We start from the raw sequence: 21,079 nt of genomic DNA, 5'->3' as shown, positions 1-21,079 counted from the left end.
GATGCCCTTATCCGATGTTCGACAGTTTCAGCAAATGGCGCAGGTCGTTGAGCAGATCCTTACCTTTCACCGTCGGGTCGTAGCGCAGCACCAGATTGCCATGCGGATCGATGATCCACAGCTGCGGCACAGCCTTGTCGCCGGCAGTTTTCTGGAAGTCGGTCAGGCTCAGTGGATAGCGCTGCAATTGAGGATACTCGCGCGTCAGCTTGGCGTCGTATTCACTGCTCAGCGGTTGTGCCGCAGCCAAGGCATGACTGGCGCGCCCGGCATCACGGCCGAGGCCGATCTGGATCTGCCGCGCCAGATACACCAGTTGCTGGCAGTCCACCGAGCAATCCTTGGGCGCGGTCACCAGTATCTGCCAACGATCCTCCTGTGCCTGCACGCCAAGGTCGGCGCGGGTCTGGCCGTTGCCGATCAGTTCGCCGTGATAGCTGCGACCTTCCGGCACCCAGAACTGCAATTTGTACATGCCGGTGGCGAGGATCATCGGACCGATCACCCCAAGCAGGATCAGCAGCAACTGCAAACGACCTTTACGCCGACTCGCCGGCGTTTTTGCCTCAGACATGCTGGGTGGATTCATGGCCGCTCCCATGGTGTTTCTCCTTTGCGTTGTGCCAGCCGAGATAGAGATAGAGGCCGAACAGGGCGATCGACATGGCGAACCACTGCACGGCATAAGCCAGGTGTTTTTCCGGTCCCATGGCGACTACCGGCCAATCAGCCTGGTAAGTCGCGGGACCGCTTTCTGCGCGTAATTCGTAGGCAAAACCTTCGCGATCCAGCGCCGTCCAGAGCCTGGCCGGTTCGACCGCGGTGATCAGTTGTGGCCAGGTCGTGGTGTTCGGGTCGGCGTGCAATTGGAAGGTGGCGCCGGGGGAGACGTAGACCCAGGCCACGAGACTCAAGGCCTGAGCCGGTGTGGTGAATTGCGGTGGGGTGCGGCGATCCGGCCACGGCAGCCAGCCGCGATTGACCAGCAGCCAGAGCCCGGTCGCCTGATCCTGAAACGGTTGCAGCAGTTCGACGCCAACCTTGCCGTCGCGCTGACGGTTATCCAGCAACAGGCTGTGTGCGGCATCGAACTGGCCGTGCAGGTGAACCCGGCGGAAGGCCGGATCTGCGGTAGGTTGCAGCTCGGTGCTGGCCATCGGTTCAGCGGCACGGCGCTCGGTGTAGCTTTGCAGCAGCGCGCTTTTCTCTGCGCCCCGGCTCAATTGCCAGAACCCGAGTGACACCAGCATGGGCAACAACACTGCGACCACCAGGGTCGGCACGATGCCCGGCCGAAAACGCTTCATGGCGTCGCCAGAAAGTCGGTAGTCGCGATAGCTATACTCAAGTGCATCGCCTTTCCCCCGGAGTCTCACCATGCTCAAAGCAGCCATCGTCCTGATGCTGATTGCCACGGTTGTCAGCCTGTTCAGCGGCCTGTTTTTTCTGGTCAAGGACGACAGCCGCTCGAACCGCCTCGTCATTGCCTTGAGTGTTCGTGTGGCGCTGGCCGCCATTACCGTCGGCTTGATTGCCTGGGGTTTTTTCAGCGGCCAGTTGGTGTCGCACGCACCTTGGTAGCTCTTTAAGTCAAGAGCCTCAGAGCACGTAGACGAAAACGAAAAGCCCGATCCACACCACGTCCACGAAGTGCCAGTACCAACTCGCCGCTTCAAATGCGAACTGATGATCGGCGTCGAAGTGCCCGCGCATGACCCGCATCAACATCACAAACAGGATGATGGTGCCGATGGTCACGTGGGCGCCGTGGAAACCGGTGAGCATGAAGAAGGTCGCGCCGTAGATGCCCGAACCGAGCGTCAGGCCCAGTTCGTGGTAGGCGTGTATGTATTCTTCGGCCTGGAAACCAAGGAACGCGCAGCCCAGCAGCACGGTGAGCGCCAGCCAGATTTTCAGCGCGCCGCGATGGCCCTTTTTCAAGGCGTGGTGAGCGATGGTCACGGTGACGCTGGAACTCACCAGCAGGACTGTGTTGAGCAACGGCAGGCCCCAGGGACTGATGACATCCTTGGGCGGCGGAAACAGTTTCGAATCAGGGTTGTTCAGCAACGGCCAGACGAACTCGAAATTAGGCCAGAGCATATGAGCGACGCCTTTGGCCCCTTCACCCCCGAGCGCCGGGCCAGAAATAGTTCTCACATAAAACAGCGCGCCGAAGAACGCGATGAAGAACATCACCTCCGAGAAGATGAACCAGCTCATGCCCCAGCGGAACGAGCGATCCATCTGTGCGCTGTACAACCCCTGGCGGCTTTCCTTTATCACCGTACCGAACCAGCCGAACAGCATGTAGGCCACCAGCAGGCCACCGACGAAAAAGATCAGCGGGCCGTGGGACTCCGGCCGCGCCGCCTTCAGGTCGTTGAACCAGGTGGCCAGGCCGAACACGGTGACGAACATGCCGACCGTGGCAATGATCGGCCATTTGCTCTGTGCCGGAACGTAATAATGCTCATGAGTTGCCATTTATTGTTCTCCTTATCGGGCACGCTTTAACGCCTAGCCACCAGTGTTTGCAGCAACAGCTGGGGGTGGATGACGTGCGGTGATATCGAACAGCGTGTAGGAAAGCGTCAGGTGCTTCACATCCTTGGGCATGTCACGGTCAACGATGAAACGTACCGGCATCTCGATCCGTTGACCGGGCTGCAGCACTTGCTGGGTAAAGCAGAAACATTCGGTCTTGTGAAAGTACGCCGCCGCAGCGCTGGGTGCGATGCTCGGAACCGCCTGGGCGCTCATCGGGCGATCGGTCGGGTTATGGGCGATGAAAATCATCTCGTTCACCGCCCCCGGATTCGCCACCAGTTCATCGCCTTTGGGGTAGAAGTCCCAGGACATGTCGGCGGAATTGGTCGACAGAAACTGCACGCGAACCTGCCGCGAGGTGTCGACCGTTTGCTCGCCCTCGTACTGTCCGCCGGTCTTGCCGTTGATGCCGAACGCCTTGCACATCACGTCGTAGATCGGCACCAGGGCAAACCCGAAGACAAACATCGCCACCACCACCATCAGCAGGCGAGTGACCAGTTTCTTCAACGAAATTGAGTCAGCCATGGTGGTGGGCCTCGAGGGCTACAGCGTTCATTTCACTTCCGGTGGCGTGGTGAAGGTGTGATACGGCGCCGGCGACGGGATGCTCCATTCCAGGCCTTCGGCCCCATCCCATGGTTTGGCCGGTGCTGGCGGGCCACCACGGATGGTCTTGATCACGATGAACAGGAAGAAGATCTGCGTGGCGCCGAACATGAACGCGCCGATCGACGACACCATGTTGAAGTCGGCGAACTGCAGGTTGTAGTCGGGAATCCGCCGCGGCATGCCCGCCAGCCCCACGAAGTGCATCGGGAAGAACGCCAGGTTCATGCCGATGAACGAGAGCCAGAAGTGCAGCTTGCCGAGGGTTTCGTCGTACATGTGGCCGGTCCATTTCGGCAGCCAGTAGTAGGCCGAGGCGAAGATCCCAAAGATCGCCCCCGGTACCAATACATAGTGGAAGTGCGCGACCACAAAGTAGGTGTCCTGGTACTGGAAGTCCGCCGGGGCGATGGCCAGCATCAACCCGGAGAAACCGCCGATGGAAAACAGGATCACGAACGCCACCGCAAACAGCATCGGTGTCTCGAAGGTCAGCGAGCCTTGCCACATGGTGCTGGCCCAGTTGAACACCTTCACTCCGGTCGGCACCGCGATCAGCAGCGTGGCGTACATGAAGAACAACTCGCCCACCAACGGAATGCCGACCACGAACATGTGGTGCGCCCAGACGATGAACGACAGGAACGCGATACTCGCTGTCGCATAGACCATCGAGGTGTAGCCGAACAGCGGCTTGCGTGAGAAGGCCGGAATGATCGAGCTGACGGCACCGAAGGCCGGCAGGATCATGATGTACACCTCGGGGTGACCGAAGAACCAGAACACGTGCTGGAACAACACCGGGTCACCGCCACCGGCGGCACTGAAGAAGCTGGTGCCGAAGTGGATGTCCATCAGCATCATCGTCACGCAACCGGCCAGTACCGGCATCACCGCGATCAGCAGGAACGCGGTAATCAGCCAGGTCCAGACGAACAGCGGCATTTTCATCAGCGTCATGCCGGGGGCGCGCAGGTTGAGGATGGTGGCGATCACGTTGATCGCGCCCATGATCGAACTGATCCCCATCAAGTGGATGGCGAAGATGAAGAAGGTCACGCTTTCCGGTGCGTAGGTCGTCGACAGCGGGGCGTAGAACGTCCAGCCGAAGTTCGGTCCACCGCCGGGAGTGAACAGGGTCGATACCAGCAGGATGAACGCCGCTGGCAATAGCCAGAAGCTGAAGTTGTTCATCCGTGGCAGGGCCATGTCCGGCGCGCCGATCATCAACGGGATCATCCAGTTGGCGAGGCCGACGAAGGCCGGCATCACCGCACCGAAGACCATCACCAGGCCGTGCATGGTGGTCATCTGGTTGAAGAACTCCGGCTGGACGATTTGCAGTCCCGGCTGGAACAACTCGGCACGAATCACCATCGCGAACGAGCCGCCGAGCAAGAACATGGAGAACGCGAACCACAGGTACAGCGTGCCGATATCCTTGTGGTTGGTGGTCAGCACCCAGCGCATCAGGCCTTTGGCGGGGCCGTGGGCATGGGCGGTGTCGGTATGAACATGGTCATCGACTACAGCAGTCATGTCCTGTCTCCTGCAAACAGATGGGCTGGGCGGACCGGGGCGCGATGCCCCGACGGGTTCCTTACGTGCGCAATAGACCGGGTCATTTGCTTTCCGCCTGTTTCAGCTCCAGCACTTCTTTAGGGGTGACCATGTCGCCCTTGTTGTTGCCCCAGGCGTTACGTTCGTAGGTCACGACCGCTGCGATATCGACTTCCGAGAGCTGCTTGCCGAACGCCGCCATGGCGGTGCCGGGCTTGCCGTGGAAGACAATGCTCAGGTGCCCTTCTTTCGGTCCGGTAGCGATTTTCGAGCCCTTGAGCGCCGGGAACATCGGCGGCAGGCCCTGACCTTCGGCCTGGTGACAGGCGACGCAGGTGGTGTGATAGATCTTGTCGCCGCGCTCTTTGAGCTCGTCGAGGGTCCATTCCTTGCTGGTCAGCTCTTTGAGCTGCAGGGCTTCAGCCTTGCGCTCGGCCAGCCATTTTTCGTAATCGGCCTTTTCCTTGACCTCGACCACGATCGGCATGAAGCCGTGGTCCTTGCCGCACAATTCAGCGCATTGACCGCGGTAAATGCCGGGCTTGTCGACGCGAGTCCAGGCTTCGTTGACGAACCCCGGAATCGCATCGCGCTTGACCGCAAAGGCCGGCACCCACCAGGAATGGATGACGTCGGCCGAAGTCACCAGGAAGCGCACCTTGGCGCCGATCGGCAGCACCAAAGGCTTATCGACCTCAAGCAAGTAGTGCTCGCCCTTGGCTTCCTTGTTGTGGATCTGATCGGCCGGCGTGGTCAGGTTGCTGAAGAACTCAACGTCCTGGCCCAGGTATTTGTAGTGCCACTTCCACTGATAGCCGGTGACCTGGATATCGATATCCGGCTCACTGGCGTCGTACATCTTGATCAGGGTTGCAGTCGCGGGAACCGCCATGGCCACCAGGATCAGGAAGGGCACGATGGTCCAGAGGATTTCAACGGTGGTGCTTTCATGAAATTTTGCGGCCACCTGCCCGGTCGAGCGGCGGTGGAGAATCATCGACCAGAACATGGCGCCGAAGACGATGATGCCGATCACTACACAGATCCAGAAAATGGTCATGTGCAGGTCAAATACTGCGTGACTGATTTCAGTCGCTCCCGGCGCCATATTCACAGTCCAGGCCGCTTGTGCCTGACTGAAAATCGACCACAACAGGAGGCCCATCCAGACGTGTGGATGTCGCATCATTGCGGGTTCCCCTTATAGTTCTTTTTATCCCGCCGGCTTTCACCTGCGGCAAGGGAGCGGCTTTTTCAGACTACGAACTTGAATCGCCGAGCCTTGCTGCGTGTGCAGTCGGGCGTCATCAGCTAACTCCATTCCCACCCGAGTATAGACAGCGACTGCCACCTCGCAATGTGAGGGCGTAAATCATCTGAAACAGGTGGGACTTGCGTTCCAGGGCACGAATGGAGAAGGATGCAGACGAGTGGTGGCAAATCGATATAACTTTGATGTATCAAGGATGAAATAATTATGACAAATGCGTCTTAGCATTTTTCGTATGCCAGCTAAGTTATGTCTTCCCTATTTCATTGCCTTTGTTTCCTGGAGTTTTCATGAACACCGCCGCATTGCGCGAGCAGATCCAAAAAGCCCAACAACACGAAGCCGAAACCGGTCTGCTGACTCGTCAGCTGGAAAGCAAACTGCCTCATCTACACCCATCCATCCAATTGCCGGAAGCGGACGCCAATGGTGTGCTGACGCGTTTTGTCGCCGCCTACATCGATGAAGTTCCTGATCTGCTGGATGCAGCCAATGAAGTTGCCAGGGAAGCGGGTATCGAGTCACAGATCAAACCGGTGCTGAAAATTGCCGAACAGTACTTCCTCCAGCCGCCGACGATAATGGCTGGGCACATCGGGCTCGACAGCCTGCTGGACGAAGCCTATCTGGCGCACCGTTTTGTCGAAGAGGTCAACGACCTGTACATCAAGCATTTTGGCCAGCCACTGATCCCCTTGGACATGACTGTCGCCAACCTGATTGCCCACCAACTGATCGGTGAGGAGTTTGCCAACCAACTGGATGAGGCTGTACATCACGCGGTGGACGAGATGCTCAACGACGAAAGCTTCGCGCTGGAGTCGGTTGAAACCTACCGTGGAAAGCTAAGCAGCCCGGACACTGGCGCTGCGTGGAAGCGCTGGCCGTGCATGTCGCGTCGGTTAGGCGTGGGCCTGGAGCTGGATCAGCCGGCGGCTTGATCCATTGATCAACACAATCCCCCTGTGGGAGCGAGCTTGCTCGCGATTGCGGTGTGTCAGTCGACATGAATGTTGAATGACCAATCGCCATCGCGAGCAAGCTCGCTCCCACATTGTTTTCTATGCAGCCGAACCCACTCCGGACGTGGTGCGCAATCGCCCTTCCAACCGGCGTTTCAACCCCCGCGCTTCAATCAACAGTTTTGATCCCTTGGCCGCATTGGCCCGACCCCATTCCTCCAGCAACTCCAGACACGAGTGATCGATGTAGCTCAGGTTGTTGAGCGGCACATGCACCGTCGCGCCTGGCGGAATGGTCCCCAGCACCTGGGTCAGCGCCGGCACTTTGAGAAAGGTCGCTGCGCCTATCAATCGCAGTTCCATTTCGCCGTCCTTGGGCAGATCGATCAGGCTGATTTTCAGCCGCGAAGCCTTCCAGGCCAGTTTGGCCAAGGTCAGGCCGAAGCCGATCAGCACGCCGGTCAGCAGGTCGGTGAAGATGATCGCCAGGGCTGTTGCTGCGTAGGTGAACATCGGCATCCGGCCATAACGACCCAGACCGCGGAAGGCCTTGAGGTCGACCAGTTTGAAACCGGTATAAACCAGAACCCCCGCCAGGCTCGCCACCGGAATGCTTTGCAGCACGCTGGACAGCAGCAATACGAAAGCCAGTAACCACAGGCCATGGAAGATCGTCGACATTCGCGTGGTGGCGCCCGCCTGGACGTTGGCCGAACTGCGCACGATCACGCCGGTCATTGGCAGTGCGCCGAGCAGACCACAGAGCATGTTGCCGACGCCTTGAGCCGACAATTCCCGGTCGAAGTCCGAGCGCTGACCACTGTGCATGCGGTCGACCGCGGCGGCCGACAGCAGGGTTTCGGCGCTGGCGATGAAGGCCACGGCAAACGCGGCAATGAGCAGCGTCGGGTCAGCCAGGTTGAGTAAATCTGCGGGTTTCAGCCAGTCGATGGCTTCCGCCAGGTTGGCCGGGACTTCCACTCGTTTGACCTGCAAGGCGAGCACCAGACTGGCGACGGTCGCCAGGCCTACACCCAGCAGTGCGCCGGGAATGAAGCGCAGGGAATGGGGGCGGAATTTCTCCCACAACCACATCACCGCAATCGTCGACAGACCGAGCAAACCGGCTTGCCAACCCAAGGACGGCAAGGCCTGCACGACGGCAGCCGGAAAGGCGGCCAGGTTATCCAGGCCGGAAGGCTTGGGCACGGCGTCGAGCATCACATGCACCTGTGACAACACGATCAGCACGCCAATCCCGGCGAGCATGCCGTACACCACCGCAGGCGCCGTGACCCGAAACCAGCAGCCCAGCTTCAAACGCCCAGCCACCAGCTGCAGAAAACCGGCCAGCAGCAGGATGGGTCCGAGCATGTCGATGCCGTGCTGGCGTACCAGTTCGAACACCAGAACCGCCAAACCGGCCGCCGGGCCGCTGACTTGCAGTGGCGAACCGGCAATCCAGCCCACCACCAGGCCACCGATGATCCCGGTGATCAAGCCTTTGGATGGCGGCAGCCCCGAGGCGATGGCGATGCCCATGCACAAGGGCAGGGCGACGAGAAACACAACCACGGACGCCAGCAGCTCCCGTGGCAGAACAGCTTTAAGTTGAGCAGCACGCATGGTGACTCTCCCGAAGTTTTCTTCAGGCGTGGCGAAGCCGGGCTGCCTGATCGGCAGCCTCGGCTAAAAACCACACAATGATTTAGGAGGATTTAGAAGCGCGCTTTGGGCGTCGCCACCGGAATCGGATGGCTGCCATCGAGCGGCAGGAAACAACCCTTGTCCGCGTCGTAAGCTCTGATTTCGCTGGTTTCGATGTTGTAGATCCAACCATGGATAAACAACTGACCATTGGCCATGCGCGAGGCAACCGACGGGTGCGTGCGCAAATGTTGCAGCTGAGCGATCACATTCTCCTCGGTGAGGACGTGCATGCTTTCGTTTTCGTCAGCGCAATGGCAGTTTTCCTGGACCATGGTTTTTGCCACTTCGGCATGACGCAACCAGGCTTTGACCGTCGGCATTTTTTCCAGGCTTTGCGGGTTGAGCACTGCGCGCATCGCGCCACAGTCAGAGTGCCCGCAGATGATGATGTGTTGCACGCCGAGGGCCAGAACGGCGTATTCGATTGCCGTGGAAACACCGCCGTTCATTTGCCCATAAGGCGGCACAACGTTGCCGACGTTACGGGTAACGAACAGGTCGCCGGGGGCGCTTTGGGTGATCAGCTCTGGAACGATGCGCGAATCGGCGCAGGCGATGAACATCGCTCTGGGGCTCTGGGCCGTGGCGAGTTTTTTGAAGAGTTCTTCCTGCTGTGGAAAAACCTCGTGATGAAAATGCAAAAAACCGTCAACGATATGCTTCAGCGCTGCATCGGCGGTTTCCGCCTCGGGTTGGGCTGAAGCCGACGCAGCCAACGGCTGTTTATCCTTGTCACTCATGATTCATCCTCTTTGGCGGAGTCAGGGAATTTTCCCGTGTTGTCCGGTGTGAAGCCAGTGGCTGTTTAAAAAACATCCAGGCCGAAAATATCGACCCGTCAGTCACTCGATGAACAAGGTAGCGGCCGAAACTTAACTCAAACTGAATAAAACGCTCTAGAACGTGTGTTCCAGGTTACAAAAAATGTGACCGGCGTAGTGGCAAAGTGCATTTCACACTACCCGACAATAGGTCAATTGTCCTCAAATCAACGACATCTGGCGACCCGGCGGACAGAAGGCTTCGCAGTCCAGATTGAAACCTTCCCGACGATTGAGCCCAAGGCGTTTGATGGTTTTGGCAAAGCGTTGCGCCAGCAGATCGGCAAACGGCCCTTCGCCACGCATCCTGGCACCGAAGCGACTGTCGTAGAGCTCGCCACCACGGCTCTGACGAATCAGGCTCAACACATGAGCGGCACGCTGAGGATAGTGGGCCGCCAGCCATTCTTCGAACAGCGGTGCAACTTCCAGTGGCAGGCGCAGCATCATGTAGGCCGCACTTTGCGCCCCCGCGGCATGCGCTTCGGTGAGCAGGCTTTCGAGTTCGCTGTCGTTGATCATTGGAATCATCGGCGAGCACAGAACGCCCACTGGAATTCCCGCTTCGCGCATCACGCGGATCGCCCGCAACCGAGCCTTGGGTGCCGCGGCGCGCGGTTCGAGGATGCGTTTGAGCTCGTCGTCCAGGGTGGTGAGGCTGATCATCACCGCCACCAGCCTTTGCTCGGCGAGTTCGACCAGCAAGTCCAGATCCCGAAGAATCAGCGAGCCCTTGGTAATGATGGTCACCGGGTGACGATAACGCAGCAGCACTTCGAGGGTTTTGCGGGTGATTTTGTGTTCGCGTTCGATCGGTTGATAAGGGTCCGTATTGGAGCCCAGATTGATCGGCGCACATTGATAGCCGCGCTTGGACAGTTGTTCTTCCAGCACATCGGCGGCGTTGGTCTTGGCGATCAGTTTGGTTTCGAAGTCCAGCCCTGGCGACATATCCCAATAAGCGTGGCTGGGCCGCGCATAGCAATAGATGCAACCGTGCTCGCAGCCGCGATAGGGATTGATCGAACGATCAAAGGGCAAGTCTGGCGAGTTGTTGCGAGTGATGATGGTTTTCGCCGTTTCGATGCGCACCTCGGTGCCTTGGGTGATCGGCGCTTCCTGATACCAGCCGTCATCCTCGGCCACCGAGCGATTCGGCGCGAAGCGGTTGTGCGGGTTGGTGGCGGTGCCGCGACCGCGCGGGGGAAGAGGGGTGGTCATGGCAAAGACTCGGTTGCTGTATGGGCATACAGTACATCGAGTTGTATGCCCGGGCCAGCACCGCTCGGCGGGGGGCGGAAAATCCCGTTACCGAGGTTGGTTTGAATGCAAGCTTTACGACTGTAAATCGCGCATCGACGCGAAGGACGTCGCGATTTTCCGGTAGATCAATTCATCGTCCTTATCAACATCCTCATCACCATCTGCGTCGATCGCATCCTTGATCGTGCGATAGCTGCCAAACGTGTCGGGATTTGTAGCGGTAACGGTAAAGTCTGGATTCTGCAGATCCGTATTACCAAGTCTAAAGTGCAAGATACTGACATCGGTTTCAATCGCATCTTTAAATAACAACAAGATGCGATCAAAGACTTTTCGATCTCCCACCGAACTCAGGCTCACCATGGCCGATACCAACTTGGCGGCTACCGTATAGTAGGATTCGTCCTCTTCGTCACGATCACCGTCGCCGTCAACGTCTTCCGGGCCGGTGGTGGTGTCAAAGATGCCGTCCTTGTTGGAGGAAGAAATGGTAATGGAGAAGTTCGGATGGCTCAGGTCGTTATTACCTTCGTTATAGCGCGACATCACCACTTCCGGAGAGCCGTCAGCTTCAATGTCTTTAATTTCATAGAGTTGTTTATAGCTCATGTTTGCTCCTTGCGAACCTGTCAGGTTTAGTAGTGGCTTCCATATTCGAAATTAGTCTGCACGCCAAGGAACGTCTACTGTCATAGTTGACAGGTGTTTATGCATCCAGTGATATAACAGACTGTCTGTATTTACACCTGACATCTTTGACAGTAGACGAGAGTATTGCACCGGGCTAGCTTGGCCAGAAAGCCTTTCACTTACGTGGGAACCTGACTCTTAATGTACTTACGGATGAGGTGGCATGATGGCGACTAAAGAATTTGTATTTCTATTGAAAGATCTTGATAGGGACGGAAGTGTTGCTTGAGTTCTATACAGAGCTTGTTACCGCAGTCGAACTTTTGAAATGACGATCTTGTCGAGGCAGCACGGAAGATTCCGTGCCGCCTCTGTTTTTGCCTAGTGTGTATTTATTTGGCCAAGGTCATCGTTTGACGTTGTTTTCATATCATCCTTGCGCAAGTCGGCCACCGTCCTCGCCTTGACCGGAGAACCTTTGTTACCCCAGCTGCCGCGGATGAAACTCACCACATCCGCCACTTCCTGATCCGACAGACGCCAGGCGAACCCGGGCATCGTGAAGGTCGAAGGGGCCATGTGAGTCGCCGGCAGCGTACCGCCCTTGAGCACAATGTGAATCAGCGATGTCGGGTCTTGCGACTGCAGCACCGGGTTGCCCGCCAGCGCCGGGAACACTCGGGTATAGCCATGACCATCGGTTCGGTGGCAAGCCGCGCAATTGTCGATGTACACCGAAGCGCCAGGCTTGCTGTCGTCTCCATTCCATAGCGCCTGTGCGACCTGTTTGTCGTACTGGTGCGGCTGATCATTGGGATCGTTCGCCGGCAAGGACTTGAGGTAACGGGCAATCGCGGTCAGATCGTTATCGGTCATGTACTGCATGCTGTGCGTCACCACATCACTCATGCCACCAAACACTGCGCTGCGATCGCTGCGACCGGTCTTGAGGAACTGCGCCAGTTGTTCTTCGCTCCAGCTACCGAGGCCGTCTTTGTGATCGCCGCGCAGACTTTTCGCGATCCAGCCTTCCAGTGGCGCACTGCCTGACAGAAAAGCGCTGCCTTCGCCGGCGCTCAGGGCTTTTTCCTGCATGGTCAGGGCACGTGGCGTATGGCACGCACCGCAATGTCCCAAGCCCTCGACCAGATAAGCCCCACGGCTGACCACGGCATCTTCACCCGCGGTGGCTTTGTAGTCCTCGGCGGCGGGGGCAAACATCCAGCGCCAGCCAGTCAGCGGCCAGCGCATGCTCAAAGGCCAGGGGATGTCGCTGTCCTTGTTCTCCTGAGCGACAGGCGCTACGCCGTGCATGAAGTAGGCGTACAAGGCTTGCATGTCGCGTTCGTTCACGCTGGCGTAGGACGGATAGGGCATCGCCGGGTACAACGTACTGCCGTTTTTGACGACGCCATGCCGGACTGCTTTGTCGAAGTCCTCGAAGCTGTAGTCGCCCAAGCCGGTTTTATCCGGCGTGATATTGGTGGAGTAGATCATCCCGATCGGCGTTTCCATCGGTAGGCCGCCGGCGAACGGCTTGCCGTCCTTGGCGGTATGGCAAGCCACGCAGTCACCCGCGCGGGCGAGGTACTCGCCTTGTTTGATCAGGTTCTGATCGATTTCTGCGGCGTTGATCGAGCCACAACCGAGCAGCGCCAGGGTCGCGATAACAAGTGCTTTCATGGTTATCGCTCCTTAGGCCTGAACCAGCGGGCCGGGGTTTTTCAGGTACTGCTCGCGGATCGCCCGGGCCGACCAGTAGGTCAAGGCTGCCACCAGGCCGGTAGGGTTGTAGCCCAGACCTTGTGGGAAAGCTGACGCTCCGGGGACGAAAACGTTATGCACATCCCAGCTCTGCAAGTAACGATTCAGGGCGCTGGTTTTCGGATTGGTGCCCATGATCGCACCACCGTTGAGGTGGGTGGTCTGGTAAGACGCGGTGTTGAAGTGATCGCCAACCTTCTTGCCCAGTACGGCGATGGCCTTGGGGCTCATCGCTTCGGCGATCTTGCCCATTTTCTCGACCATGAAGCGGTTCATCTTGATGTCGTTTTCCTGCCAGTCGAAGGTCATCCGCAACAGCGGCAAGCCGTAGGCATCGCGGTACACCGGGTCCAGATCGAGGTAATTGCCACGGTAGGATTGATGCGCGCCGTGAGCATCCATCGACACTTGATGGGTGTAGTAATCGGCGGTTGCACGTTTCCAGGCACTGCCCCAGGCCGGGGTGCCCGGCGGGTTGGATGTGCCTGCGATCGGTCGACTGCCTGCCTGGTTGACCCACATCGGCGAACCGCCGACGAAGCCATGGGGGCCGTGATCGAAGTTGTCGGCGTTGAAGTCGTCCACCGCCACGCCGTTACCGCCGGCACCAATAAAGTTATTGGTGTGGGTGTCTTTGTCGAAGTAGGCCTTGATGGTGGCCATGTTCTGGTAGGCGAAGTTCTTGCCGACCACGCCTTCGCCGCTGATCGGGTCGTACGGCTTACCGATACCCGAAAGCAACATCAGCCGCACATTGTGGAACTGGAAGGCACCGAGGATCACCAGGTCTGCCGGCTGCTCGATTTCCCGGCCCTGGCCATCGATGTAGGTGACGCCTGTCGCCTTGCTCTTGGTGCTGTCGAGGTTGACCCGCAGTACGTGGGAGTTGGGCCGCAACTCGAAATTGGGTAGCGGTTTGAGCGCCGGCAGAATGTTTACGTTCGGCGATGCCTTGGAATACATGTAGCAGACATAGCCGCTGCAAAAGCCGCAGAAGTTGCACGGCCCCATCTGTGCGCCGTAGGGGTTGGTGTAGGGGCCTGACGTATTGGCCGAGGGCAGGTTGTAGGGTTTGTAACCCACCGCGGTGGCCGCTTTCTGAAACAGCTGTGCGGAAACAGTGTTCTTCTGCGACTCCAGCGGGAAATGATTTGAACGATCCGGCGCGTACGGGTTGCCGCCCTTGCCTTCGCCGACCAACTGACCGTTCACCGTCCAGGCCTGACCCGACGTGCCAAAGACCTTCTCGGCGTAATCGAAAAACGGTTCCAGCTCTTCATAGCTGACGCCGAAGTCCTGGATGGTCATGTCCTTGGGAATGAAGCTTTTACCGTAGCGTTCTTCGTAGTGGCTGCGCATGCGCAACTCGATCGGGTCGACCCGAAAGTGCACACCGGACCAGTGCAAACCGGCGCCGCCGACACCATTGCCGGGCAGGAAGGCGCCCAGTTGACGGTTCGGCAGGGCGATGTCATTCACGCTATGGCGAATGGTCACGGTCTCTTTGGAAATGTCCTGGAAGAGTTTTTTCCGCACGCTGTAGGTGAGTTCGTCGATCACCTGTGGGTAGTTGCCGTCGGGGTAAGTGTCCTGCATCGGCCCGCGCTCCAGCGCCAGCACATTCAGGCCGGCTTCTGTCAGCTCCTTGGCCATGATCGCGCCCGTCCAGCCAAAACCGACGATCACTGCGTCGACCTTCTTCATTACCGTTGCCATGCTTACGCCCTCTCGCCGCGAATCGAAACTGCCGGGAAGGGGTATTGCTCGTTGCGTTCCACCCAATCCATGAAATCGGCGCGGGCGCCGGGAAAGCCGATCATGGTCCAGCCGACCATGCCTTTATTGCCGCCGTGAATCGGGTCGCAGAAGAACCCTTCTTTAGTGTTTTGCAGCAGCAGGTTGAAGAAAATCTTCGCTGGAACACTGTCGAACTGAGGTTTTCCGACCTCGAGTTGTTTGAGTAAATCGTCTCGGGTAGCGCTGTCTTGCTCAGCAAATACTTTACCGTTGAACGTTTTCGACCAAGCATCCGTGGCAGCGATGCCCAGGCGATAAATCTCTTTGGGCACCAGTTTGCTCTGCCAGCCCATTTCCGGCGCAGCGTCTGCGTTGAACGGTCCCTGCATGAACCACAGCGCGCCGGCCGCGTAAGGCGTGTTCATCTGGCGGTCGATGTATTCGGGTACACCAGCTTCCAGGGCGCCTGGCCCTTGGGCATCGCTCGGAATCAGCTGGGCGACAGCCGCCTGGATGAACGTCCATTCTTCGGCGGTGAAGTAGCTGGGTTCATAGGAGCTGGTGCTGACTGGCGCTTTGCCGGAACTGGCCGGGGGGGCTTCGGGCGCGGCCATCAGGACCGTGCTGCCCAGACCGGTGCTGGCAACGGTGACCACCGGGATCAAGGTCAGGGATTTGCGCAAAAACTCACGCCGCGGGTTGTCTCGATCTTGATCGGACATAGGGGGGCACCTCATCAGGCATAGCGGTTTTTCAGCCGTCTCGCAGGACGACTTTTCGTTTTGGCACCGATGAAGATCGCCAGCAAGCGGGGAGCAATAGGACGCATCGGTAATATGGAGAAACAAATGGTAGCAGGCTAAGCATAAAGATGAACCGATTCAGCTAAAAAACCTCGATTTTGTGACGAAGGCGGTCGGCCGATTCACGATTCTTTGACAGCGGGGTCACAGGCCTTTGACTGCTCGAGGTTGAAGCTGGGCGTCATCTTCCCGATTCTTCCTGAACGGTCACTCCAAGCATGTCTCTACCGCGTTGTATCCCGGCGATTTGCCTGTCGCTGGCCGCACTTTTGAACCTGACGCTGGCCCTTGCCGACGACAGTGCGTTGCCTCGACCTGCGGAGTGGGCTCAATCGGTCGAGGTGCAATACAACCTGTTCAAAATGTCCCCGACGCTCTATCGCAGTGCATTGCCCGACAGAGGCGCCGTGCCGTTACTGGAAAAACTCAAGGTCGGGACCGTTATCACGTTCCTGCCCGAGTCGGACTCCAGCTGGTTGTCGACACCAGGGATCGCACAAGTACAGCTGCCCTATCGCACCAACCATGTGGATGACGCGGATGTACTCAAAGCCCTTCGTACGATCCAGACTGCCGAAGCCATGGGACCGGTGCTGATGCACTGTAAACATGGCTCGGACCGCACGGGTCTGATGGCGGCCATGTACCGGGTCGTAGTGCAGGGCTGGAGCAAGGAAGACGCCCTGAACGAAATGACCCAGGGCGGCTTTGGTGACAGCACTCATTTCAAGGACGGCATCCGCTACATGATGCAGGCCGATGTCGACAAGCTCCGCACCGCGTTGGCCAACGGCGATTGCAGCACGAGCCCGTTCGCCAGTTGTTCGATGAAGAGCTGGTTCAAATCGGCCCATGTCGAGTAAACCGTTGCTTCAGCGGGCAACGGCCTCTGACGAAAGCGCGAAAAGATCGTCGGCGATCGGCCATTCAAGAAATGCTTCCAGAGCGGTCACCAAGGAGCGCGAATCGCCCGGAGAAAAAAACGCCTCGCGAAAGGCTCGCCCTGTTTGCACATTGAAGACCCAATCCTGACGGAATCGCTTGAAGGCTTCGATGGCCAGTACGCCTGACCACGTGTAGGCGTAAACGGAGGCGGCGTAACCGGTCACCATGTAGTCAAAGCTGCTTGCGAATCGGCAGTAAGACGGCAATTGCAAGTGGGGAGCCTCCCGCTGAACGTCTTCAAAAACCTGCTGAACGCTACGACCATCGCCTTGGCTGCGGTGCAATTCGAAATCGAACATTGCACCCGTCAGCAGGAGTGCGGCTTGTCGGCTGGTCTGGGTTTCGAGGGCTGCCAGTGCCGCGTCTACCCGCGCCTCGGTCAAGCGTTCACCGCTTTGATGGTGGGCACCCAGCCATAACAGAAACTCCCGTGACAGGCACCACTGCTCGAATACCTGCCCTGCGAATTCCGCGCTATCGCGCCCCAGTTGGGAAATGCCGGAAAGGTTGTGATGCGGCGAGCTCGTGAGCACGTGTTGCAGACAATGACCGAACTCATGAAAAAGCACCCGCAGATCCTTGTGCTCAAGCAGGCACGGATGGCCGTCGACCCCGGGCGTGAAGTTGCAGTGAAGATCGGCAATCGGTAGCGCTACGCGGCCTTCGGCGTTTATTCGTCGGTTTCGCAGCGTACCGGTCCAGGCGTAATCCGGAGCTTCTTTGCGGTGGAACGGGTCAAGATAAATATGCCCGATGGTCTGACCATGCTCGCTGATCTCAAACAGGCGCACGTCCTTATGCCAGCGACTGAATTCAGCCTGCTCGAGGATCCGGATCCCGAACAGGCGTTCGCAGAACAGGCAGAGTCGTCGCAAGGTGCCGTCCAGGGGAAAATAGTCGCGCAGATTCTTCAGGGCTTCAGGGAAACGATAGTGGCGCAGCTGTTCCGCGAGAAATTCGTGGTCCCAGGCGTGTATTTCAGAGATGCCCCGTTCGAGCGCAAACGCTTGTAGCTCTTTTGAATCCCGTGCCAGGGGCGGTGCGTTCAACGTCACTTGCCGACGCAGGAAACTATGAACTTGATCGGTGGACTCGGCCGCGGCGGTGGCCAGACGCAGTTGCGCGAAATTATCGAAACCTAGCAGTTCGGCTTTCTGGTGGCGCAGCGAAAGCAGCAACGTCAGTACAGGATCATTATCGAACTCGTCGGCATGCGGGCCTTGATCGGACGCGCGCGTGAAGTACGCCACGAAATACTCCTCTCGCAATGCCCGATTTTCGGCATACCTCATGATTTGCTGGTAGGTGTTTTCATCCAGGGGAATCAGCCAGCCTTCATGCCCTGCCTCTTTGGCCAGGTGTCTCAGACGATCTTTTACGGTGGGGTATAAACCTTCCAGTACCGCAATGTCATCGACGTGTTTCGTCCATGCAGCGTTGGCGCTTTTCAGGTGGATGAGAAACAGCTCTTCGAGCCGATCGATGTCGAGGTTCAACCGGGCCAGCTTTTCCCGTTGCGTCAGGGGCAAGTCGATTCCCGACAATTGAAACTTGCGCAGAGTCTTGGCCAGCACGGCCTTGCGCGGTTCATCGAAGTTGAGGGCGATCGAACTGTTCGCCAACCGCTGGTATGCATCAAACAACGGACGATTGTTCATTCTTTCGGATCGGTACTGCACCACAGCGTCGCTGCATGCGGCAGTTGCCGTGCTCCAGGCGGTATCGTTGTGTTTGGCCATCGACAGGATCTGGATGATCCCCAAAGCCTCGTCCAGGCGCGCATCGATTTCATCGATGGCCAGAACCAGGTCATCCCAATTGGGAAATACGGATTGGCTGATGATGGTTTCGGCAATGATGGCTGTGATTGCCGGCACGAGGTGGTCGGTGCGGACCTCCGACCAGGGCGGCAGGTCCCAGGCCTGCAAAAGCGGATTGGTATCGGGCATGGCGTCTTCCTTGAGTAGAGGCTGAATTCGGTCAGCCTATAAAGGAAGCGCAGGGGAAAGGTGGTAGATAGTTACCACCTCCACACAGCCCGGTGTGGAGGTGGTAGTGAATCAGTGTTGCTCGTCAGGCTTTTTCTTCAGCTTCGGGTTTGGGAAAAACTGCACGGCCTGAACCTTGGCGTCCGGCACTTTCAGCGCCGAGGTGTTGACCCGCGTGCCCAATTCCTTGGGCACGGACAGGCCTTGTTCATTCAACGTGTCGGAATAACCGCAGGCCACGCACTCGCGGTGCGGGACTTCGTCTTCGTTCCACATCATCAACTTGTCCGGCTCGCTGCAGGCCGGGCAGACCGCCCCGGCGATAAAGCGCTTTTTCGTGATCACAGGACCCTCGCTCATGCTGCCGCGACCTCACTCAGGCCGCTATGGCGCAAGAGTGCGTCAATCGACGGCGGGCGTCCGCGGAAGTCGACGAACAGCACCATCGGCTCCTGGGAGCCACCACGCGCCAGGATCGCTTCGCGGAACGCACGACCGGTCTCGGCGTTGAGCACACCTTCTTCTTCGAATTTCGAGAAGGCATCTGCCGACAACACTTCAGCCCACTTGTAGCTGTAGTAGCCCGCCGCATAACCGCCGGCGAAGATGTGGGCGAAGCTGTTCGGGAAACGGTTGTAGGCGGGTGGACGCATGACCGACACCTCGTCGCGCACACCTTCAAGTACCTGCGCCACGCTACGGCCGTCGCCGTGGGTGGCATGCAGGTCGAAGTCGAACAGCGAGAACTCCAGCTGACGGACCATCATCAGACCGGACTGGAAGTTCTTCGCCGCGAGCATTTTCTCCAGCAGGTCCTGAGGCAGCGGTTCGCCGGTTTCGTAGTGACCGGAAATCAGCGCCAGACCTTCCGGCTCCCAGCACCAGTTCTCCATGAACTGGCTTGGCAGCTCGACCGCATCCCAGGCCACGCCGTTGATGCCGGATACGCCGGCGTGTTCAACGCGGGTCAACAGGTGATGCAGGCCGTGACCGAATTCGTGGAACAGGGTGGTCACTTCATCGTGGGTCAGCAGGGCAGGTTTGCCGCTGTCGGCCGGGGTGAAGTTGCACACCAGGTTTGCCACGGGGCTCTGCAATACGCCGCTGATCGTGCGGCGACGGTCACGGGCGCCGTCCATCCAGGCACCGCCACGCTTGTTGGCGCGGGCGTAGAGGTCGAAGAAGAAGCGGCCGACGTGCTGGCCGTTTTCCTTGATTTCGAACAGGCGAACATCCGGGTGCCAGGTGTCGAAGCCTTTCTGCTCGGCGATTTCGATGCCGTACAGGCGCTGAACGATAGCGAACAGGCCGCCCAGCACTTTGTCGATCGGGAAGTAAGCGCGAAGGGTTTCCTGGGCAACGCTGTAGCGCTGCTCACGAAGCTTTTCACCGTAGAAACCGCTGTCCCAGCTTTGCAGGTCCGGGCAGCCTTGTTCGGCGGCGTACGCCTTGAGCTGTTCCAGATCCTGGGCGGCGAATGGCTTGCTGCGCTTGGCCAGATCGCGCAGGAAACTCAGTACCTGATCGCTCGATTCGGCCATTTTGGTGGCCAGGCTCAGCTCCGAGAAGCTGGCGAAGCCCAAGAGTTTTGCAAGCTCCTGACGCAGGTCGAGGATTTCTTCCATGACCGGACCGTTATCGTTCTGACCGGCATTCGGTCCTTGGTCCGACGCACGGGTGCAGTACGCGGCGTAGACTTCTTCGCGCAGGGCGCGGTCGTGGGCGTAGGTCATCACCGCGTAGTAGCTCGGGAATTCCAGCGTGATCAGGAAGCCTTCCAGACCTTTAGCCTGTGCCGCCGCAGCCATTTGCGCCTTGGCCGAATCGGTCAGGCCGGCGAGGGTAGCTTCGTCAGTGACGTGTTTGGTCCAGGCCTGAGTGGCGTCGAGCAGTTGGTTGGAGAAGCGGCTGCCCAGCTCCGATAATTTGCTCTGCACTTCGGCGTAACGCTTTTGTTCGGCTTCCGGCAGGTCGATACCCGACAGACGGAAGTCACGCAGGGAGTGTTCCAGGATAGTTTTCTGCGCCACCTCGAAACCGGCAGCGTCGGGGCTGTTAGCCAGTGCTTCGAACGCCTCGAACAACTCGCGGTTCTGGCCCAATTCGGTGGAATAGGCGCTCAAGGCTGGCAGGCAGGATTCGTAGGCTTCGCGCAATTCGGCGCTGTTGCACACGGCATTCAGGTGGCTGACCGGGCTCCAGGCGGCGCCCAGTCGATCATTCAGCTCGTCCATCGCCAGCACCAGGCCGGCCCAGGTCGGTTGTTTGCCCTGGGTTTTGAGGATCTCGATAATGGCGGCGCGGTTGTCAGCCAGGATCTGTTCGATGGCCGGTTGCACGTGTTCGGCCCGGATCGCCGAGAACGGCGGCAGGTCGTAGGACTGCAAAAGAGGGTTGTTCACGCTCACGTTTGGCACCTTGGCTGGAAGAAACATTGCGCCATCTTAATTACAATCGACGCTCACCG

Annotated in this window: 19 protein-coding genes; 3 read left to right on the top strand and 16 right to left on the bottom strand. The window is 58.5% G+C overall.

Features of this window, described 5'->3' with window-relative positions; translation table 11 throughout:
* Positions 1 to 7 precede the first annotated feature (7 nt).
* Both ACMXYJ_RS01020 and ACMXYJ_RS01015 read right to left on the bottom strand, forming a co-directional pair.
* A complete protein-coding gene (locus tag ACMXYJ_RS01020) occupies positions 8 to 601 on the bottom strand; it encodes a hypothetical protein (RefSeq protein WP_415758477.1) in 594 nt (197 codons plus the stop codon).
* A complete protein-coding gene (locus tag ACMXYJ_RS01015; RefSeq protein ID WP_415758476.1) occupies positions 567 to 1,307 on the bottom strand; it encodes an SURF1 family protein in 741 nt (246 codons plus the stop codon). The genes ACMXYJ_RS01020 and ACMXYJ_RS01015 overlap by 35 nt, the downstream gene beginning before the upstream one ends.
* 70 nt (positions 1,308 to 1,377) lie before the next feature.
* Here ACMXYJ_RS01015 and ACMXYJ_RS01010 point away from each other — a divergent pair, with 70 nt between their 5' ends.
* Complete coding sequence (locus ACMXYJ_RS01010; RefSeq protein WP_415758475.1) at positions 1,378 to 1,581, top strand: twin transmembrane helix small protein; 204 nt, start codon at positions 1,378 to 1,380, stop codon at positions 1,579 to 1,581.
* 18 nt (positions 1,582 to 1,599) lie between these two features.
* On the opposite strand, the gene ACMXYJ_RS01005 is transcribed toward ACMXYJ_RS01010, so the two are convergent.
* From ACMXYJ_RS01005 to coxB, 4 genes are all read right to left on the bottom strand, one after another.
* The gene (locus ACMXYJ_RS01005; protein WP_415758474.1) at positions 1,600 to 2,487 is read right to left on the bottom strand and encodes a cytochrome c oxidase subunit 3; all 888 of its coding nucleotides are present in this window, start codon (positions 2,485 to 2,487) and stop codon (positions 1,600 to 1,602) included.
* Positions 2,488 to 2,520: 33 nt separating this feature from the next.
* The gene (locus tag ACMXYJ_RS01000; RefSeq protein WP_415758473.1) at positions 2,521 to 3,078 is read right to left on the bottom strand and encodes a cytochrome c oxidase assembly protein; all 558 of its coding nucleotides are present in this window, start codon (positions 3,076 to 3,078) and stop codon (positions 2,521 to 2,523) included.
* 27 nt (positions 3,079 to 3,105) lie between these two features.
* Complete coding sequence (gene ctaD, locus ACMXYJ_RS00995) at positions 3,106 to 4,698, bottom strand: cytochrome c oxidase subunit I (protein ID WP_415758472.1); 1,593 nt, start codon at positions 4,696 to 4,698, stop codon at positions 3,106 to 3,108.
* 82 nt (positions 4,699 to 4,780) lie between these two features.
* Positions 4,781 to 5,908: a cytochrome c oxidase subunit II gene (gene coxB / locus ACMXYJ_RS00990; protein ID WP_415758471.1), complete on the bottom strand. Its 1,128-nt coding sequence runs from the start codon at positions 5,906 to 5,908 to the stop codon at positions 4,781 to 4,783.
* 371 nt (positions 5,909 to 6,279) lie between these two features.
* Between coxB and ACMXYJ_RS00985 the strand changes: the two genes are divergently transcribed.
* The gene (locus ACMXYJ_RS00985; RefSeq protein WP_415758470.1) at positions 6,280 to 6,930 is read left to right on the top strand and encodes a hypothetical protein; all 651 of its coding nucleotides are present in this window, start codon (positions 6,280 to 6,282) and stop codon (positions 6,928 to 6,930) included.
* Between the two features lie 120 nt (positions 6,931 to 7,050).
* On the opposite strand, the gene ACMXYJ_RS00980 is transcribed toward ACMXYJ_RS00985, so the two are convergent.
* The 7 genes from ACMXYJ_RS00980 to ACMXYJ_RS00950 form a co-directional block, all read right to left on the bottom strand.
* Complete coding sequence (locus tag ACMXYJ_RS00980) at positions 7,051 to 8,577, bottom strand: SulP family inorganic anion transporter (protein ID WP_415758469.1); 1,527 nt, start codon at positions 8,575 to 8,577, stop codon at positions 7,051 to 7,053.
* A 92-nt stretch (positions 8,578 to 8,669) separates the two neighbouring features.
* A complete protein-coding gene (locus ACMXYJ_RS00975; RefSeq protein WP_415758468.1) occupies positions 8,670 to 9,401 on the bottom strand; it encodes a carbonic anhydrase in 732 nt (243 codons plus the stop codon).
* A gap of 243 nt (positions 9,402 to 9,644) precedes the next feature.
* Positions 9,645 to 10,703: a PA0069 family radical SAM protein gene (locus ACMXYJ_RS00970; RefSeq protein ID WP_150657833.1), complete on the bottom strand. Its 1,059-nt coding sequence runs from the start codon at positions 10,701 to 10,703 to the stop codon at positions 9,645 to 9,647.
* A gap of 114 nt (positions 10,704 to 10,817) precedes the next feature.
* Entirely contained in the window at positions 10,818 to 11,354 is a 537-nt protein-coding gene (locus ACMXYJ_RS00965; protein WP_415758467.1) for a hypothetical protein, read from the bottom strand.
* 402 nt (positions 11,355 to 11,756) lie between these two features.
* Positions 11,757 to 13,058 carry a c-type cytochrome gene (locus tag ACMXYJ_RS00960; protein ID WP_415758466.1) on the bottom strand — a complete coding sequence of 434 codons (1,302 nt, stop codon included), beginning with the start codon at positions 13,056 to 13,058 and terminating at the stop codon, positions 11,757 to 11,759.
* Positions 13,059 to 13,070: 12 nt separating this feature from the next.
* A complete protein-coding gene (locus ACMXYJ_RS00955; RefSeq protein WP_415758465.1) occupies positions 13,071 to 14,855 on the bottom strand; it encodes a GMC family oxidoreductase in 1,785 nt (594 codons plus the stop codon).
* Positions 14,856 to 14,857: 2 nt separating this feature from the next.
* Positions 14,858 to 15,598: a gluconate 2-dehydrogenase subunit 3 family protein gene (locus ACMXYJ_RS00950; RefSeq protein WP_415758464.1), complete on the bottom strand. Its 741-nt coding sequence runs from the start codon at positions 15,596 to 15,598 to the stop codon at positions 14,858 to 14,860.
* Between the two features lie 299 nt (positions 15,599 to 15,897).
* On the opposite strand from ACMXYJ_RS00950, the gene ACMXYJ_RS00945 reads away from it, so the two are divergent.
* Complete coding sequence (locus ACMXYJ_RS00945; RefSeq protein ID WP_415758463.1) at positions 15,898 to 16,542, top strand: phosphatase domain-containing protein; 645 nt, start codon at positions 15,898 to 15,900, stop codon at positions 16,540 to 16,542.
* A gap of 9 nt (positions 16,543 to 16,551) precedes the next feature.
* Here the strand turns inward: ACMXYJ_RS00945 and ACMXYJ_RS00940 are convergent, their stop codons facing one another.
* The 3 genes from ACMXYJ_RS00940 to prlC form a co-directional block, all read right to left on the bottom strand.
* Positions 16,552 to 18,573, bottom strand: a complete 2,022-nt coding sequence (locus tag ACMXYJ_RS00940) for a M3 family metallopeptidase (protein WP_415758462.1) — start codon at positions 18,571 to 18,573, stop codon at positions 16,552 to 16,554.
* Positions 18,574 to 18,684: 111 nt separating this feature from the next.
* Entirely contained in the window at positions 18,685 to 18,972 is a 288-nt protein-coding gene (locus ACMXYJ_RS00935; RefSeq protein WP_008152496.1) for a YheV family putative zinc ribbon protein, read from the bottom strand.
* Entirely contained in the window at positions 18,969 to 21,047 is a 2,079-nt protein-coding gene (prlC, locus tag ACMXYJ_RS00930) for an oligopeptidase A (protein WP_415758461.1), read from the bottom strand. The genes ACMXYJ_RS00935 and prlC overlap by 4 nt, the downstream gene beginning before the upstream one ends.
* Positions 21,048 to 21,079 lie beyond the last annotated feature (32 nt).

The sequence above is a fragment of the Pseudomonas arabinosi genome (genome assembly GCF_047758675.1).
GTDB lineage: Bacteria > Pseudomonadota > Gammaproteobacteria > Pseudomonadales > Pseudomonadaceae > Aquipseudomonas > Aquipseudomonas arabinosi.
The sequence above is the reverse complement of the archived record's forward strand: the minus strand, read 5'-3'. Positions and strand labels throughout refer to the sequence as shown.